This window comes from Actinospica durhamensis (assembly GCF_018139695.1).
GTDB classification, from domain to species: domain Bacteria; phylum Actinomycetota; class Actinomycetes; order Streptomycetales; family Catenulisporaceae; genus Actinospica; species Actinospica durhamensis.
The window spans coordinates 20,309-35,224 of record NZ_JAGSOG010000032.1; the positions used below are offsets into that span (position 1 = coordinate 20,309).

The following is a 14,916-nucleotide window of genomic DNA, read 5'->3' on the forward strand; positions in this document are numbered from 1 at the left end:
CTCACGTGACCGAGAACATCCCCGCAGAGGTATCCGGCTCCGACATCGCCCTGGTGGGCATGGCCGGCCGGTTCCCGGGCGCGGCCGACGTGGCCGGACTGTGGACGACCGTGCGCGCAGGCCGCTCCGGCCTGACCGCCTTTACCGACGAGGAGCTGCTCGCCGCCGGCGTGCCGCGGGACCTGGTCGCCGACCCCGACTACGTCAAGTCAGGCGCCGTACTCGAGGGCATCGACCGGTTCGACGCCGAGTTCTTCGGCATCAGCCCCAAGGAAGCCCAGATCATCGATCCGCAGCAGCGGCTGTTCCTGGAGCACGCCTGGCACGCCCTGGAGGACGCCGGCTGCGACCCGGCCCGCTTCGACGGCTCCATCGGCGTGTTCGCCGGGTCCGCCTGGAGCTCCTACCTGGCCAACAACCTGGCACCCGCCGGAACCGTGCGCAGTATGGGCGAGATCGCGGTGGCGCTGGGCAATGACAAGGACACCCTGGCGCTGCGCGCCGCGCACACCCTCGGGCTGTCCGGCCCCGCCTTCGGCATCCAGAGCTTCTGCTCGACCTCGCTGGTGGCGGTGTGCGTCGCGGCCAGCAGCCTGGCGAACTTCGAGTGCGACATGGCGCTCGCGGGCGGCGTCGTGGTCACCGTCCCGCACCGGGTCGGCTACCTCTACCAGCAGGGCGGCATCACCTCGCCCGACGGCGAGTGCCGGGCTTTCGACGCCGCGGGATCCGGCGCGGCGATGGGCAGCGGCGTGGGCGTGGTGGCGCTGCGCCGGCTGGCCGACGCCCTCGCCGACGGCGACCGCGTGTACGCGGTGCTGCGCGGCTGGGCCGTGAACAACGACGCCGGCCACAAGGTGGGCTTCACCGCCCCCGGCGTGGACGGGCAGGCCGCGGTGATCGCCGAGGCCGTCGCGGCGGCCGGGCTCGAGCCGTCGGACATCGACTACATCGAGGCGCACGGCACCGGCACCAGGCTCGGTGACGCGGTGGAACTCGCGGCGCTGCAACGGGTCTTCGACGGCCACCGGCTGCGCATCGGCTCGGTGAAGTCGAACGTGGGCCACCTGGACCGGGCCGCGGGCGTCACCGGACTGATCAAGGCCGCGCTCGCCCTGCACCACGGCGAGATCCCGCCCACCCGCAACTTCACCGACCCCAACCCGCAGCTGACCGCGGGCGGCGCCGAACTGTCGGTCGTCACCGAGCGCCAGCCGTGGCCGCGCGGGGAGCGGCCTCGCCGAGCGGGAGTCAGCGCCTTCGGCATCGGCGGCACCAACGCGCACGTCGTTCTCGAGGAGAGCCCGCGGACGGACCGTCCCGCCGCGCCCGCGCGCCCGGAACTGCTGGTCTGGTCCGCGCGCTCGGCCGCCGCCGCGGACGAGGCCACCGAGGCTCTGGCCGAGCGGCTGGAGCAGACCGAGGACGACTTGGCCGATATCGCCCACACCCTGCGGCTCGGACGCGCGCAGTTCCAGCACCGCCGTATGGCCGTCGCCGACTCGCCGGACGCCGCGGCCGCGCTGCTCCGGGCCGGCGATGCATATCAGGGCACGGACGACGGCGCCTCGCGCCCGGTCGGCTTCCTGTTCACGGGCACCGACCGGATCGATCCCGCCGTGGCGGCGCAGCTGTACGCGGACGAGCCGGCGTTCCGCGCCGCGTTCGACGCCTGCCGCGAGTCCTTGGCCGCGCAGCGCGCCGACACACTCGGCAACCCGCTTGGCGAGCTGACGGGGGCGGTGGCCGCGTTCGCGGCCGGCTACGCGCTGGGTCGGCTCGTGGAGTCCTGGGGCGTCACGCCCGCGACGGTGCTCGGCGAAGGCACGGGAGCATACGTCGCGGCGGTGCTGTCCGGGTCGCAGTCCCTTGACGAGGCGATCGGTCAGGTGGGACGGCCGCCGGAGACGACCGAGACCCGGCTGACCATCCCGCAGACCGAGCAGCCGTATGTGTATGTGGAGTTCGGCCCCGCGCTAGCCGACGGCAACGAGTCGGAGGAATCTCTTCGGATTCCGCTGCTGCCGAGCTCCGGCGACGCCATCAGTACACGGACAAGCATTCTCGAGGCGGCCGGACAGCTGTGGCTCGCGGGCGTCGCTCTCGACTGGGCCGCTTTCCAGGGCGACAGAACCCTGCGGCGCGTGGACCTGCCGCTGTATCCGTTCCAGCGCAGCTCGTACTGGATCGAGGCGCCGACGCAGCAGCCTGAGGCATCAGTGCAGACCGCGAAGCCGACGCAGGCCCCAGTGAACCAGGTGCAGCTGCTGAAGCAGACCTGGCACGTGGCCCCGAGCGGCGACACCGTCGTCGACCCTGCCACCTGCGTACTCGTCCCGGACATCGCAGGGGTCGCCGACGTGCTGGCCCAGCGGCTGCGCGAGAACGGCCGCGACGTCCTGACCGCCAGCGACGCCGAGCACCTCGCCGCGACCGTGGCGGGTCTGGCCGGCACCCGCGTCACCGTCGTGGACCTGTCCCCGCTCGACCGCTCGGAGCCCGGCAGCGATGCCGCCGCCGCGGTGCGGACCGCCGGGCGCAACCTCGCCGCCTGCGCGGCCGATGGATCAAAGAACGCCGACGTGGTCGTGGTGACCCGGGGCGGGCAGGCCGTCGCCGACGGCGAAGCCGCGCACTCGGCCCAGGCCGCCGTCGCCACCCTGCCGGTCGTCGCCGGCCAGGAGCACCTGAACGTCTCAGCCCGCTGCGTCGACCTGGACGCCCGGTACGACGCCGCGCGGGCCGCGCTGGCGCTGGTCGCCGAGCTCGGCGACGCGTCGCCGCCGGCCCTGGTGGCCCACCGCGACGGCGCCCGGCTGGCTCCGCGGTACACGCCGGTCGAGCAGCGCGGCGCGGCTTCCCCGGTCCGCCGCGGTGGCGGATATCTGGTCACCGGCGGGCTCGGCGACGTCGGGCTCCTCGTCACGGAGCACCTGGCCTCGGGCGGGGCGGGCCGCCTCGTCCTGACCAGCCGGACCGGTCTGTCGAATGAGGACCCGGCGAGCCCTCGGGCCGCCGCCGTGGCCCGGCTGCGCGCCCTCGGTGCCGAGGTGCACACCCCGCGCATCGACGTGACCGACGCGGCCGCCATGCGGGAACTGTTCGCCCGCCACCGCATCGACGGCGTGGTGCACCTGGCCGCGGACGCCACGCTCGACACCTTCGCTCCCCTGGGCGAGCTCGACGAGGCGAACGTGGCCCGGCACTTCGGCGCCAAGCACGACGGTGCCGGAGTCCTGGCCGACGTGGTCGAGGCGCTGCCGGTCGGGTCACGCCCGGAGTGGTGCGTGCTGTTCTCCTCGACCTCGGCGTTCTTCGGCGGCGTCACGCTCGGCAGCTACGCCGCCGCCAACGCGGCGCTCGGTGCCCGGGTGCACGGCCGGCAGCCCGAGGGCACCCGGTGGATCGCAGCGGCCTGGGACACCTGGCCCGGCACCGTCGACCGCCTCGACGGCCCGATGGGCGCCACCATGGCCGCCCGCGCGATGACCCGGGAGCAGGCCCTTTCCGCCTTCGACGGCGTGCTCGCGCAGCCCGGAGCCGCCGTGATCGTCGCGGTCGGACCGCTCGAGGACCGGCTGGCGCCGCCGTCGGCGCAGCCCGCGCCGGCAACCCGGACCGAGACCCGCTTCCCGCGCCCCGACCTGCCGCAGCCCTACTCCCCGCCGCTGACCGCCACCGAGCGCGCCCTGGCCGAACTGTGGTCCACGGTGCTGGGCGTGGAGCCGGTGGGCAAGCACGACAACTTCTTCGACCTGAGCGGAAACTCGCTGCTCGGGCTGCAGATGCTCGCCCTGGTGAAGAAGCGGTTCGGCATCGCCGTCCCGACGGTGAGCCTGTTCGAGCGCCCCACTGTGCGCGCCCTGGCCACCGCCCTCGACGAGCAGACCCCCGCGCCGACACCGGTGCCGGTGCCGCTGCCGACTCAGGCCCCTGTCGCACCGGTCGAAGTGATCCCTCCGGTCACCCCGGCCGCGCCGGTCACCCCGGTCGCGCACCTCGAACCGGAGAGCACCGACCTCGACCCCGACTTCGAACGGCACATCGCGGTCGTCGGCATGGCCGGGCGCTTCCCCGGCGCCGGGGACGTGGCCACGTTCTGGCGCAACCTGTGCGAGGGCGTGGAGTCCATCACCTTCTTCTCGCCCGAGGAGCTGGCCGCGGCCGGCGTGGATCCGGCCACCGCGGCGGACCCGGCCTACGTGCCGGCCCGCCCGGTGCTCGAGGACATCGCCGGGTTCGACGCCGGGTTCTTCGGTATCAGCCCCCGCATGGCCGCGATCACCGACCCGCAGCAGCGGCTGTTCCTCGAGGTCTGCTGGGAGGCGCTGGAGCAGTCGGGGTACTGCCGGCCGGAGCACCGGGGCCGGGTCGGGGTGTTCGGCGGCTGCAATCTGAGCACGTATCTGCTCGGCATGGCCGAGCGCTCCGAGTCGGACGCGAACCTCTACGAGCTGGTCATGGGCAACGACAAGGACGCGCTCACCACCACGGTGTCGTACCTGTTCGACCTGACCGGCCCGAGCGTCGCGGTGCAGACCTTCTGCTCCACCTCGCTGGTCGCGGTGCACACGGCGGTGCGCAGCCTGCGCGCCGGCGACTGCGAGATGGCGATCGCGGGCGGGGTGTCCGTGCGCGTCCCGGACCGGGTCGGCCACCTGTTCGAGGCCGGCGGCCAGGATTCGCCGGACGGGCACGTGCGCACCTTCGACGCCCAGGCCCAGGGCAGCCTGTTCGGCGACGGCGCGACCGCCGTGGTGCTCAAGCCGCTCGGCGCCGCCCTGCGCGACGGGGACCACATCTGGTCGGTCATCCGCGGCACCGCGATGAACAACGACGGCGCGCTCAAGGTCGGCTACACCGCGCCGAGCGTCGCGGGCCAGTCCCGGGTCGTCGCCGACGCCCTGGTGGACGCCCGGGTCACGGCCGAGGAGATCGGCTACGTCGAGGCGCACGGCACCGGCACCGTTCTGGGCGACCCGATCGAGGTCGCGGCGCTCACCCGGGCCTTCGGTCCGACCGAGAGGCGCCAGTACTGCCCGATCGGCTCGGTGAAGACCAACATCGGCCACCTCGACCGGGCCGCCGGGACGGCCGGGCTGATCAAGACCTCGCTGGTGGTCAAGGAAGGCCTGATCCCTGCGACGCTGCACTACACCAGTCCGAACCCGGAGATCGACTTCGAGCACAGCCCCTTCTACGTCAACGACCGGCTGGCCTCGTGGGGCGGCGAGCGCGGCGTCCGGCGGATCGCCGGGCTCAACTCGCTCGGCATGGGCGGCACCAACGTGCACGTGGTGGTCGAGCAGCCGCCGGTCCGCCCGGCCCCTGCGGCCGCGGATGCCGGTACCCGGCGCCGCTACCAGGTGCTGCCGGTCTCCGCGCGTCGCGCCGAGGCCGCGGACGAGGCGGTGCGGCGGCTGGCCGAGCACCTCGAGGCCCGGTCGGAGCAGCTGCGACTGGCCGACGTCGCCTTCACCCTCCAGGTGGGCCGCAAGACCTTCGAGCACCGCCGGGTCGCCGTGGCCGACGGGATCGGTTCAGCGGTGGCGGTGCTCTCCGGGGACGACGCAGGGCTCTGCGCCCGGGTCGAGGCGACCGAAGGCCGGCCGGTGGCGTTCCTGTTCACCGGTGTCGGCGAGCAGTACCCGGGCATGGTCGGCGAGCTCTACCGGCGCGAGCCGGTGTTCCGGGCGAAGCTGGACGCGTGCCTGAGCCGGCTCGCCGACGTCCTGGCCGGTACCGACGCGGCGGACCTGCTCACGGGTGCGCGCACGAACGGCTCCGGGCTGGCCGCGCTGCTTGGCCGAGAGGTCGCGGCGGACGGGCGCACGGCGGCGTTGCAGCGCACTGAGGTCGCTCAGCCGCTCATGTTCGCGGTCGACTACGCGCTGGCCGGCACCCTGATGGAGTGGGGCATCGAGCCGACCGTCATGCTGGGCTACAGCCTCGGCGAGTACGTCGCCGCCTGCCTGTCCGGCGTGCTGTCCCTGGACGACGCGCTTGCCCTGGTCAGCCGCCGCGCCCAGCTCATCGGCCGGGCCGAGCCGGGTGTGATGGCGGCGGTGCCGCTCTCGGCCGAGGAACTGCGCGAGCGCTACGGGCTCGAGCGCCTGGGCCTGGACATCGCCGCGGTCAACGGGCCGCAGGCCGTGGTCGTGGCGGGCGAGCGCAAGGCCGTGGACGCCCTCGTCGAGCACCTGCGCGAGGCCGGGATTCCGGCCAGGGAGCTGCGGACCACGCACGCCTTCCACTCCCGGATGCTGGCGCCGCTGGCCGACGAGCTGACCGGGTGGATCGTGCGCAACGTCAAGCTCAATCCGCCGACCGTGCCGTACGTGTCCAACGTGACCGGTCGCACGGCCACCGCCGAACTGGTCTGCGACCCGGCCTACTGGGCCCGGCACATGTGCGAGACCGTGCGGTTCGCGGACGGCGCGGCGACGCTGCTGGCGTACGACGAGGAGTGCGCGGTGGTCGAGATCGGCCCCGGCCAGTCCCTCGGCGCGCTGCTGCGCACGGCCGGCTGCCCGACGCACCGGTGGCCGTTGATCACCGCCACGCTTCCGGCCGAGGCCGACCCGCGCGCCGACGACGCCGTGCTGCCCGACTGCCTGGCCCGGCTGTGGCTGGCCGGCGTGGAGGTGGACTGGGCGACCTATCACGGCAGGCGGCCCGGGCCCGGTACGTCTGCGGCGCAAGCGGACGCGGCGCCCGGCCGGATACCGCTGCCGACGTATCCGTTCCAGCGTCAGCGGTTCTGGATCGACCGGAAGCCGCAGGCGCTGCCGATCGGCGGCGCGGCGGGTAGCGCGAGCGCGGCTTCGACGGCCCCGGAGCACGTGGCGCAGGCCGGCTCGCTCCAGGCGATCGACGCGATCCCGCTGCTGCCCGAGGAGCAGTGGGTGCACGTGCCGGTGTGGCGGCAGAAGACCGCCGCGCCGAGCGGACCCGCGCCGAGCTCGTGGCTGGTGTTCGCCCGGGACGGCGTCGCGGACGCGGTGCTCGACCGGCTGCGCGAGGCGGTGCGTCCCACCGGCGCGACGGTCACCATGGTGCGGCCCGGCGCGGCTTTCGAGGCGGCGTCAGAGGGCTGCGTCATCCGGCCCGGGAGCATCGAAGACACCACGGCCCTGATTCGGTACCTGCGTTCGGGCCCCGGGCTGGACCGCGTCGTGCACCTGTGGACGGTCGAGGACGGCGGCGCCGCGGAGGACTCGCAGACCCCTGTGCTGGGCCTGCAGACGCTTGTCGCGCTCGCCCGGGCGGCCGGGGAGATCGGCCTCGAGAGCTGGTCTCTGGACATCGTGACCAGCGGCTCCCAGCGCGTGCTCGACGACGCCGAGGCCCGGCCGTACGCCGCGCTGGTGACCGGTCCCGCCCTGGCCATCCCGTGCGAATACACCTCGGTCACCACCCGGATCATCGACGTGGATCGCGGCGCGGCGGGAGCCAGCCTGGTCGCGGAACTGCTCCGGCCGACCGCGACGGGAACGGTGGCGCTGCGCGGAAACCGCCGCTGGCTGCGCGGTTTCGAAGCGGTCGAGCCCGCGCCGGACGCCGAACTCGGGAACGTGCTGCGCGAGCGCGGCGTGTACCTGATCACCGGCGGCCTCGGCGGGATCGGGCTGGCGATGGCCGAGCGGCTGGCCCGCGACTGCCGGGCCCGGCTGGTGCTCTTCGGCCGGCAGGGGCTGCCGGATCCCGCGCGCTGGGCGGCCATCGCGGCCGGCGAGGACGAGGTGTCCGAGACGGTGCGGGCCCGGGTGGCACGCGTCCTGGAGGTCCTCGAGCAGGGCGGCGAGGTCGAGATCGTGGCCGGCGACGTCACGAACGCGGCCGACGTGCGGCGGGCGGTGGACCGGGCGCGCGAGCGGTTCGGCGCACTGCACGGCGTGCTGCACGCCGCGGGCGTGCCGGGCACCGGGCTCATGCAGTTCCAGCAGCCCGGCGGCTCCGAGCAGGTGCTGGCCCCGAAGGTGGCGGGCACCCTGGCTTTGGCCGACGCGCTGGGCCTGGCCGAGGGCGCGAGCGCGCTCGACTTCCTGGTGCTGTTCTCCTCCATCACGGCCGTGGCCGGCGGCGGACCCGGGCAGGTCGACTACTGCGCCGCGAACGCCTTCCTGGACGCGTACGCCGCCGAGCGCTCGGCGCTGGGCGAGCGGGTGCTCTCGGTGGGCTGGGGCGAGTGGACCTGGAACGCCTGGGACGGCGGCCTTTCCGGCTACGACGAGGGCGTGCAGACCTTCTTCCGCGAGCACCGGGCCCGCTTCGGCATCGGCTTCGACCAGGGCTGGCGGACGCTGCTGCGCTCCCTCGCGACCGGCGAGCCGCACGTGGTGATCTCCACCCAGGACCTGACGGCCATCCTGGAGGTCGCCGGCGGCTTCACCGTGGACGCGGTCGCGGCCGCGGCGGCCGTGCCGCAGGGCGTCACCGGCCGCCACCCCAGGCCCGATCTGGTGACGGTGTTCCAGGAGCCGGACGGGGCCGCGGAGAAGACGATCGCAGAGGCCTGGTGCCAGGCGCTGCAGCTCGAGCGGGTCGGCGCCGCCGACAACTTCTTCGAGCTGGGCGGCACCTCGCTGCTGAGCATCTCGCTGCTGGGCGTGCTGCGCCGGGCCTTCCCCGACGCGGAACTGCCCTCCCACATCATCCACGAGGCCCCGACCGTGGCCGCCCTGGCCCGGATCGCGCAGGGCATCGCGGCGCGGGCCGAGCAGGAGGCGGCGGCGCACGACGCGGCCGCCCAGGGCGAACTGCGCCGCTCCGGCCTGCGCTCGGCCGCCCGGCGGCGCCGGGCCTGACCCGCGGAGACAACAACAACCACTTACCACCCACCCGTCAGTGCACACGGAAACGGAAACGAGGAGCCATGCCCGAGATCGGCGTGATCGGCGCGGGAGTGATGGGCGTCGGAGTCGCCCAGAACCTGGCGCAGTGCGGATTCGACGTCGTCCTGGTCGACCGGGACGAGGAGGTCCTGGCGAACGCGCGGGCCGCGATCGCCCGCAACTGCCGGATGAGTGCCCTGATGGGCGGCCCGGCCTTGGACGCGGACGCGGTCCTGGCCCGGATCACCACCGCCCAGGGCGCCGACGCGGTGGCCAAGTCGGAGATCGTGATCGAGAACATCACCGAGAACTGGGAGGCCAAGCGCGCGCTGCACGCCGAGCTCGACCAGGTGTGCGGGCCGGAGGTGGTGATCATCGCCAACACCTCCGCCATCCCGATCACCCGGATCGCCTCGGTGGGCGCGCACCCGGAGCGGGTGGTGGGCGTGCACTTCATGAACCCGGTGCCGGCCAAGCCGGTGGTGGAGCTCATCCCCGGCGTGCACACCGCGCCGGACACGGTCCGCCGGACCAGGGAGCTGCTCGAGGCGATGGGCAAGCGCGCGGTCGAGGCCAAGGACGCCTCCGGCTTCATCTCGAACAGGGTCCTGATGCTCACGGTGAACGAGGCCGCCTTCCTGGTCTACGAGGGGGTGGCCACCGCGGAGGCGGTGGACGAGGTGTTCCGGGGCTGCTTCGGCCACCCGATGGGCCCGCTGGAGACCGCCGACCTGATCGGCGTCGACACGATCCTCTACAGCGTCGAGGTGCTCTACGAGCACTTCGCGGACAGCAAGTACCGGCCGTGCCCGCTGCTCAAGCAGATGACCGACGCCGGACTGCACGGCCGCAAGAGCGGCCGCGGCTTCTACACCTACAACTGAGAACTCGAGGAGACCATCATGTTGGACACCACCGCGGGTAAGATCTCCGCCTTCATCGCCCACCGCTTCCCCAAGGCCACGATCACCGACGCCGACGACATCTTCTCCCTGGGCTTCATCAACTCGCTGTTCGCGATGGAGCTGGTGATGTTCCTGGAGAAGGAGTTCGGGATCACCCTGCCCAACAACGAGCTCGTCATCGACAACTTCCGCACCGTCACCCGCATGGCGGAGCTGGTGGGCCGGCTGCGCCCCGAGCCGGCGGCGGTGTGACGATGACGATCGATCAGCTCGCGACCGCGACGGGCGAGCGCGTGAACGCCGTCCTGCGCCGCACCGTCCTTGACCACGTGGCCCCCGAGCGCGTGGCCCCCGACCGCACCGTCCCGACCCGTCCCGCCCCCGACCGCGCCGCCGCGCGCGAGTTCGTGGACGAATACGTCGTCCCGCACGCCGACCGCTGGGACACCCTCGGCAAGATCCCGCAGGAGCTGCTCACCCGGATCGGCGAGGCGGGCCTGTGGGCCCCGTTCCTGCCGGCCGAGGTGGGCGGGCACGGGGTGAGCATGGCCGTGCTCGGCGAGATCCACGAGGAGGTGGGCCGCGGCTGCTCCTCGGTGCGCAGCCTGCTGACGGTGCACACCATGGTGTCCTGGGCGCTGCGGCGCTGGGGCACAGAGACCCAGCTGCGCCGCTGGGGGGCCGCGCTGGCCGCCGGAGACCTGCTCGGGGCGTTCTGCCTGTCCGAGCCGGGCGCCGGCACCGACACCGACTCCCTGACCACGACCGCGCAGCGCACCGACGAGGGCTGGCTGCTCAACGGCACCAAGAAGTGGATCACCAACGGCCAGCGCGCGGACCTGTTCCTGGTCTTCGCCCGCGGCCCGCACGGCACCGTGGCCCTGCTCGTGCCGCGCTGGTCGCCCGGGGTCACGGTGCTGCCGATCGAGGGCATGCTCGGCACCCGGGCGTCGATGCTCGCCGAGGTGGCCTTCCGCGACGTGGCGCTGGACGCCGACGCGCTGCTCGGGCCGACCGGGCTGGCCTCCGGCATGGTGCTCACCGGCACCCTCGACCTGGGCCGCTACAGCGTCGCGGTGGGCTCGGTCGGCATCATCCAGGCCTGCCTGGACGCCTGCTCGGACTACGCGAGCCGGCGTCAGGTGCGCGGCTCCGCGCTGCGGGAGCTGCCGCTGATCCAGGCGAAGCTCTCCGACATGGTCACCGACGTGCGCGCGGCGCGGCTGCTGTGCGCGGAGGCCGGGCGGCTCAAGGACCTGGGCGACCCGGCGACGATCATGGCGACCTGGGTGGCGAAGTACTTCGCCTCCTGCGCCGCGGCCAAGCACGCCTCCGAGGCGGTGCAGATCCACGGCGCGAACGGATGCAGTCCCGAATACCCGGTGGCGCGCTTCTACCGGGACGCGAAGGTCATGGAGATCATCGAGGGCAGCACGGAGATCCAGCGGATCACCATCGCCGCCGAAGCCGACAGGACGTGGGGAGTATGAGCGACACCTTGACGGTCCCGGTGCCCGACACCGGGACCGTGGCGGGGACCGAGACCGCAGCCGGCGACGCGCCGGGCGCCTTCCCGCGCAAGCCGAAGCGGGGCAGCATCAAGTGCGTGGTCTGGGACCTCGACAACACCCTGTGGGACGGGGTGCTGCTGGAGGACGCCGCGGTGGCGGTGCGCCCGGCCGTGGTCGAGCACATCCGGCGGCTGGACCGGGTGGGCGTGCTGCACTCGATCGCCAGCCGCAACGACGCCGAGACGGCACTGGGCAAGCTCAGGGAACTGGGACTGCAGGAGCTGTTCCTGTGCCCGGAGATCGGCTGGAACGCCAAGTCCGAGTCCATCCGGCGGATCGCCGGCCACCTGAACCTCGGCCTCGACGCCTTCGCCTTCGTCGACGACCAGGACTTCGAGCTCGCCGAGGTCGGCGCCGCGCTGCCGGGCGTCACCCGGGTGCACATCGACGAGCTCGAAGAGGCGCTCGCCCGGCCGGAGTTCAACCCGCGCTTCGTCACCGACGAGTCGGCCCAGCGCCGCGAGATGTACCGCGGCCAGCTCACCCGCGAGGTGCTGGAGGCGGAGTTCGTCGGCACCGGGGAGGAGTTCCTGGCCGGGCTGGAGATGACCTTCACCATCGCCCCCGCCCGGCAGGAGGACCTGCAGCGGGCCGAGGAGCTGACGGTGCGCACGAACCAGCTCAACTCCACCGGCCGCACCTACTCCTACGAGGAGCTCGACGCCCTGCGCGAGTCGCCGGACCACCTGCTGCTGGTGGCCTCGCTGACCGACCGGTTCGGCTCCTACGGCAAGATCGGGCTCGCCCTGGTGGAACGCGGCACGCCGGACTGGCGGCTGAACATGATGCTGATGTCCTGCCGGGTGATGTCGCGCGGGGTGGGCACGATCCTGCTGGCCCACATCATGGGCCTGGCGAAGGAGGCCGGAGCCGGGCTGGTGGCCGACTTCGTGGAGACCGGCCGCAACCGGATGATGCAGATCACCTACGCCTTCAGCGGATTCCGCGAGGTGCGGCGCGAGGGCGAGCGGGTGGTGCTGGCCGCCGACCTCGGCACGCTGCAGGAGCCGCCGTCCTACGTCCGGCTCGAGGTGGGCGCGTGAGCACCACCACGCTCGGGCGACGCAGGCAGGCCGACTCCTGGCTGCCCTACCCCGACACGGACGCCGGCGTGCGGCTGTACTGCCTGCCGCACGCCGGGGGCTCGGCCTCCGCGTTCCGGCCGTGGATCGGGCACCTGCCCGGGGTGGCCGTGCGCCCGGTGCAGCCGCCCGGCCGGGACACCCGGCTCGGCGACGCCCCGCACACGGACATGGCTGCGCTGACCGCGGAACTCGCCGAGGTGATCCTCGCCGACGCCGAGGACCGGCCGTACGCGGTGTACGGACACAGCCTCGGCGCGCTGGTGGCCTTCGAGGTGCTGCGCACCATCGATCGGATCGGCGGGCCCGGGCCGGCCCACCTGCTGATCTCGGGCTGCCGGGCTCCGCACCTGCCCGCGTCCGGAACGGGGGTGCGCCTGGAGCGCGACATGTCGCAGGACCGGATCGTGGCCTGGCTGCGCGGTCTCGGCGGCACCCCCGAGGCGTTCCTGTCCGATCCGCGCGCCCTCGCCATGATCCTGGCCCCGATCCGGGCCGACCTGGTGGTGAAGAACTCTTATCGCTACGACCCCGCGCCGCCGTTGGAGGTGCCGATCACGGCCCTGGCCTCGACCGACGACCCGCAGGCCGACGCCGCGTCCGTCGGCGCGTGGCGCGAGCTGACGGTGGGCCGCTGCGCGACCCACACGCTGCCCGGCGGCCACTTCGCCGTGTTCGAGCAGGCGGAGGCGACGCTCCAGATCATTCACAGGGCCCTGCGCCCGTGAGCGCGGAGCGTCCCGGATCGGACCCGGCCGAGGAGGCGGAGCCGGTCCGATCCGGGACGGTCGTCGCGCCCTTCCTGTCGGTTGACGTGGGACACCCGGATTGCCGGATTGCCGGGTTGACCACGACCGGAGCCGGAGCCAGGGCCGGTGCGACCTGACGTGGCGGTCGCGCCAGCGCCGAGAGCCACAGCGGCCCGCGCGGCTGACCGGGCCGCCCGTCCGACCGGAATATCGCACGTCGTAAATATGCTGCGATGCGGGCGGAGACGGTGCGAGCATGGCTCGTATGACCGGTGCGTATGGGCAGCAGGACCCCGACGGGCCGGCGCGGGAGCGCACGGTCCGGCTCGACGCGCCGCCTCGAAACAGGGCTTCCGGCTGCTCCACGTCGGCCCCGCTCCCGAGGCATCAGTCGCCGGCCGGGCTCACACCTGCGGACCTGGAGGCCGTCGACCGGGATACCGGCCGCGGATGGTGCGTCCTGGGACGGCTGGCCGGCGGGATGGCCGACAGCGTGCAACTGCTGGGATCCGGTGACGCCCGCGCGGTGGTGAAGATCAAGAACGGCCAGTGGTGGGGCGGCCAACTGGAACGGACGGCGGTGACGGCCGACGCGCTGCGGGCCGCGGGCTACCCGACGCCGCCCGTGCTCGGCTGCGGGCCGCTGGGCGAGGACCGGTTCTACCTGGCCACCGGGTTCGCCGCGGGATCCCAGCCGGCCGGGCTGGACCCGGTCATGGCGCGCGCGGTCCTGGCCGCCGTCGACCTGCACGCCGCGGTGCACCCGCCCCAGATCCGCGACTGGTCCGCGATGATCACCCTGTTCCTCAATGGAGGGATCGCCGAACACCGGTTCCCCGCGCCGCTGGCCGGCTTGGCCCGGCAGGCACTGGACCTCGTATCGCATCCGGTGCCGGCGCTCCCGAGCGGCGACTTCGTGCACGGCGACTTCAGCACCCGCAACCTGCTCACCGATGATCGACGGCTCAGCGCCGTCATCGACATCGAGGGCTTCGGACGCGGCACCCGCACCATCGATCTCGTGTCGCTGCTCGACTCTGGAGCCGGACCCGAGGACCGGGGCACCACCGACCTCATCGTCGAAGCCGCGATCGCCGCTAGCGACGAGCACACGTTCCGTGCCTGTCTCTCACATCGCGTGCTCGCATCGCTGATCTCGACCCCCCGAGCGCCCTCGGCGACTCGCGGCGGCCGCGCGACGGGCACGTGCGCTGCTGGCTCTGGCCGGCTGATGCCGACTGATGCCGACTGTCCGGCCACAGCACGACCGCTTCCACGAACCCGCTGACCGCGCGCCGTCCCGCTTCACCTGACAGCTTCAGCGCAGGTGGCAGACCACTGCGACGGCGGATCGTGCTCGAACCGCGCACGCTTGTAGGGTGGACGACCATGAACCCTGCCATCGTCGAGACCGCGGCCCTGACCATCGACTGCGCTGACGCGGCCGCCATGGGCGTGTTCTACCGGGCGGCCGGCGGGGGCGAGGTCACCTTCAGCGACGAGGAGTCCTGCGGGGTGACGCTGGGCGGGCTCCTGCTCATCTTCCGGGCGCTGCCGGACTACCGGCCGCCGATCTGGCCGGGATCCGGCTCGCCCATGCAGATGCACTTCGAGTTCAATGTCGACGGCGATCTGGACGAGGCCGCGGCGCGGCTGGTCGCGCTCGGTGCGACGCTCGCCGAGTTCCAGCCCCACGACAACGGCCGGGTGATGTTCGATCCGGCCGGTCACCCATTCTGCATCGGCGCACCGGTCTGACCGGCATCGACCCGCGG

The 14,916-nt window shown here is 73.3% G+C and carries 8 protein-coding genes; all 8 read left to right on the forward strand.

Annotated features, from left to right (window positions below):
* Positions 1-5: 5 nt before the first annotated feature.
* The 8 genes from KDL01_RS44475 (at position 6) to KDL01_RS09575 (ending at position 14,899) form a co-directional block, all read left to right on the forward strand.
* Complete coding sequence (locus KDL01_RS44475) at positions 6-8,807, forward strand: type I polyketide synthase (protein ID WP_212528028.1); 8,802 nt, start codon at positions 6-8, stop codon at positions 8,805-8,807.
* A gap of 68 nt (positions 8,808-8,875) precedes the next feature.
* Complete coding sequence (locus KDL01_RS09545; RefSeq protein ID WP_212528029.1) at positions 8,876-9,718, forward strand: 3-hydroxyacyl-CoA dehydrogenase family protein; 843 nt, start codon at positions 8,876-8,878, stop codon at positions 9,716-9,718.
* A gap of 18 nt (positions 9,719-9,736) precedes the next feature.
* Positions 9,737-9,991, forward strand: coding sequence for an acyl carrier protein (locus KDL01_RS09550; protein ID WP_212528030.1), 255 nt, complete (start codon positions 9,737-9,739; stop codon positions 9,989-9,991).
* A 2-nt stretch (positions 9,992-9,993) separates the two neighbouring features.
* Positions 9,994-11,229, forward strand: a complete 1,236-nt coding sequence (locus KDL01_RS09555; RefSeq protein WP_212528031.1) for an acyl-CoA dehydrogenase family protein — start codon at positions 9,994-9,996, stop codon at positions 11,227-11,229.
* Complete coding sequence (locus KDL01_RS09560) at positions 11,226-12,353, forward strand: HAD-IIIC family phosphatase (RefSeq protein ID WP_212528032.1); 1,128 nt, start codon at positions 11,226-11,228, stop codon at positions 12,351-12,353. Before KDL01_RS09555 ends, KDL01_RS09560 begins: the two co-directional genes overlap by 4 nt.
* Positions 12,350-13,120: a thioesterase II family protein gene (locus KDL01_RS09565; protein ID WP_212528033.1), complete on the forward strand. Its 771-nt coding sequence runs from the start codon at positions 12,350-12,352 to the stop codon at positions 13,118-13,120. The genes KDL01_RS09560 and KDL01_RS09565 overlap by 4 nt, the downstream gene beginning before the upstream one ends.
* Before the next feature lie 286 nt (positions 13,121-13,406).
* Entirely contained in the window at positions 13,407-14,429 is a 1,023-nt protein-coding gene (locus KDL01_RS09570; protein WP_212528034.1) for an aminoglycoside phosphotransferase family protein, read from the forward strand.
* Positions 14,430-14,530: 101 nt separating this feature from the next.
* The gene (locus tag KDL01_RS09575) at positions 14,531-14,899 is read left to right on the forward strand and encodes a VOC family protein (protein WP_212528035.1); all 369 of its coding nucleotides are present in this window, start codon (positions 14,531-14,533) and stop codon (positions 14,897-14,899) included.
* Positions 14,900-14,916: the final 17 nt, after the last annotated feature.

What these genes read in the sequence shown, in the direction of transcription:
- KDL01_RS09550 (WP_212528030.1), top strand. Translation starts at nt 9,737, where the DNA reads ATGTTGGACACCACCGCGGGTAAGATCTCCGCCTTCATCGCCCACCGC.
- KDL01_RS09575 (WP_212528035.1), top strand. Translation starts at nt 14,531, where the DNA reads ATGAACCCTGCCATCGTCGAGACCGCGGCCCTGACCATCGACTGCGCT.
- KDL01_RS09560 (WP_212528032.1), top strand. Translation starts at nt 11,226, where the DNA reads ATGAGCGACACCTTGACGGTCCCGGTGCCCGACACCGGGACCGTGGCG.
- KDL01_RS09545 (WP_212528029.1), top strand. Translation starts at nt 8,876, where the DNA reads ATGCCCGAGATCGGCGTGATCGGCGCGGGAGTGATGGGCGTCGGAGTC.
- KDL01_RS09570 (WP_212528034.1), top strand. Translation starts at nt 13,407, where the DNA reads ATGACCGGTGCGTATGGGCAGCAGGACCCCGACGGGCCGGCGCGGGAG.
- KDL01_RS09555 (WP_212528031.1), top strand. Translation starts at nt 9,994, where the DNA reads ATGACGATCGATCAGCTCGCGACCGCGACGGGCGAGCGCGTGAACGCC.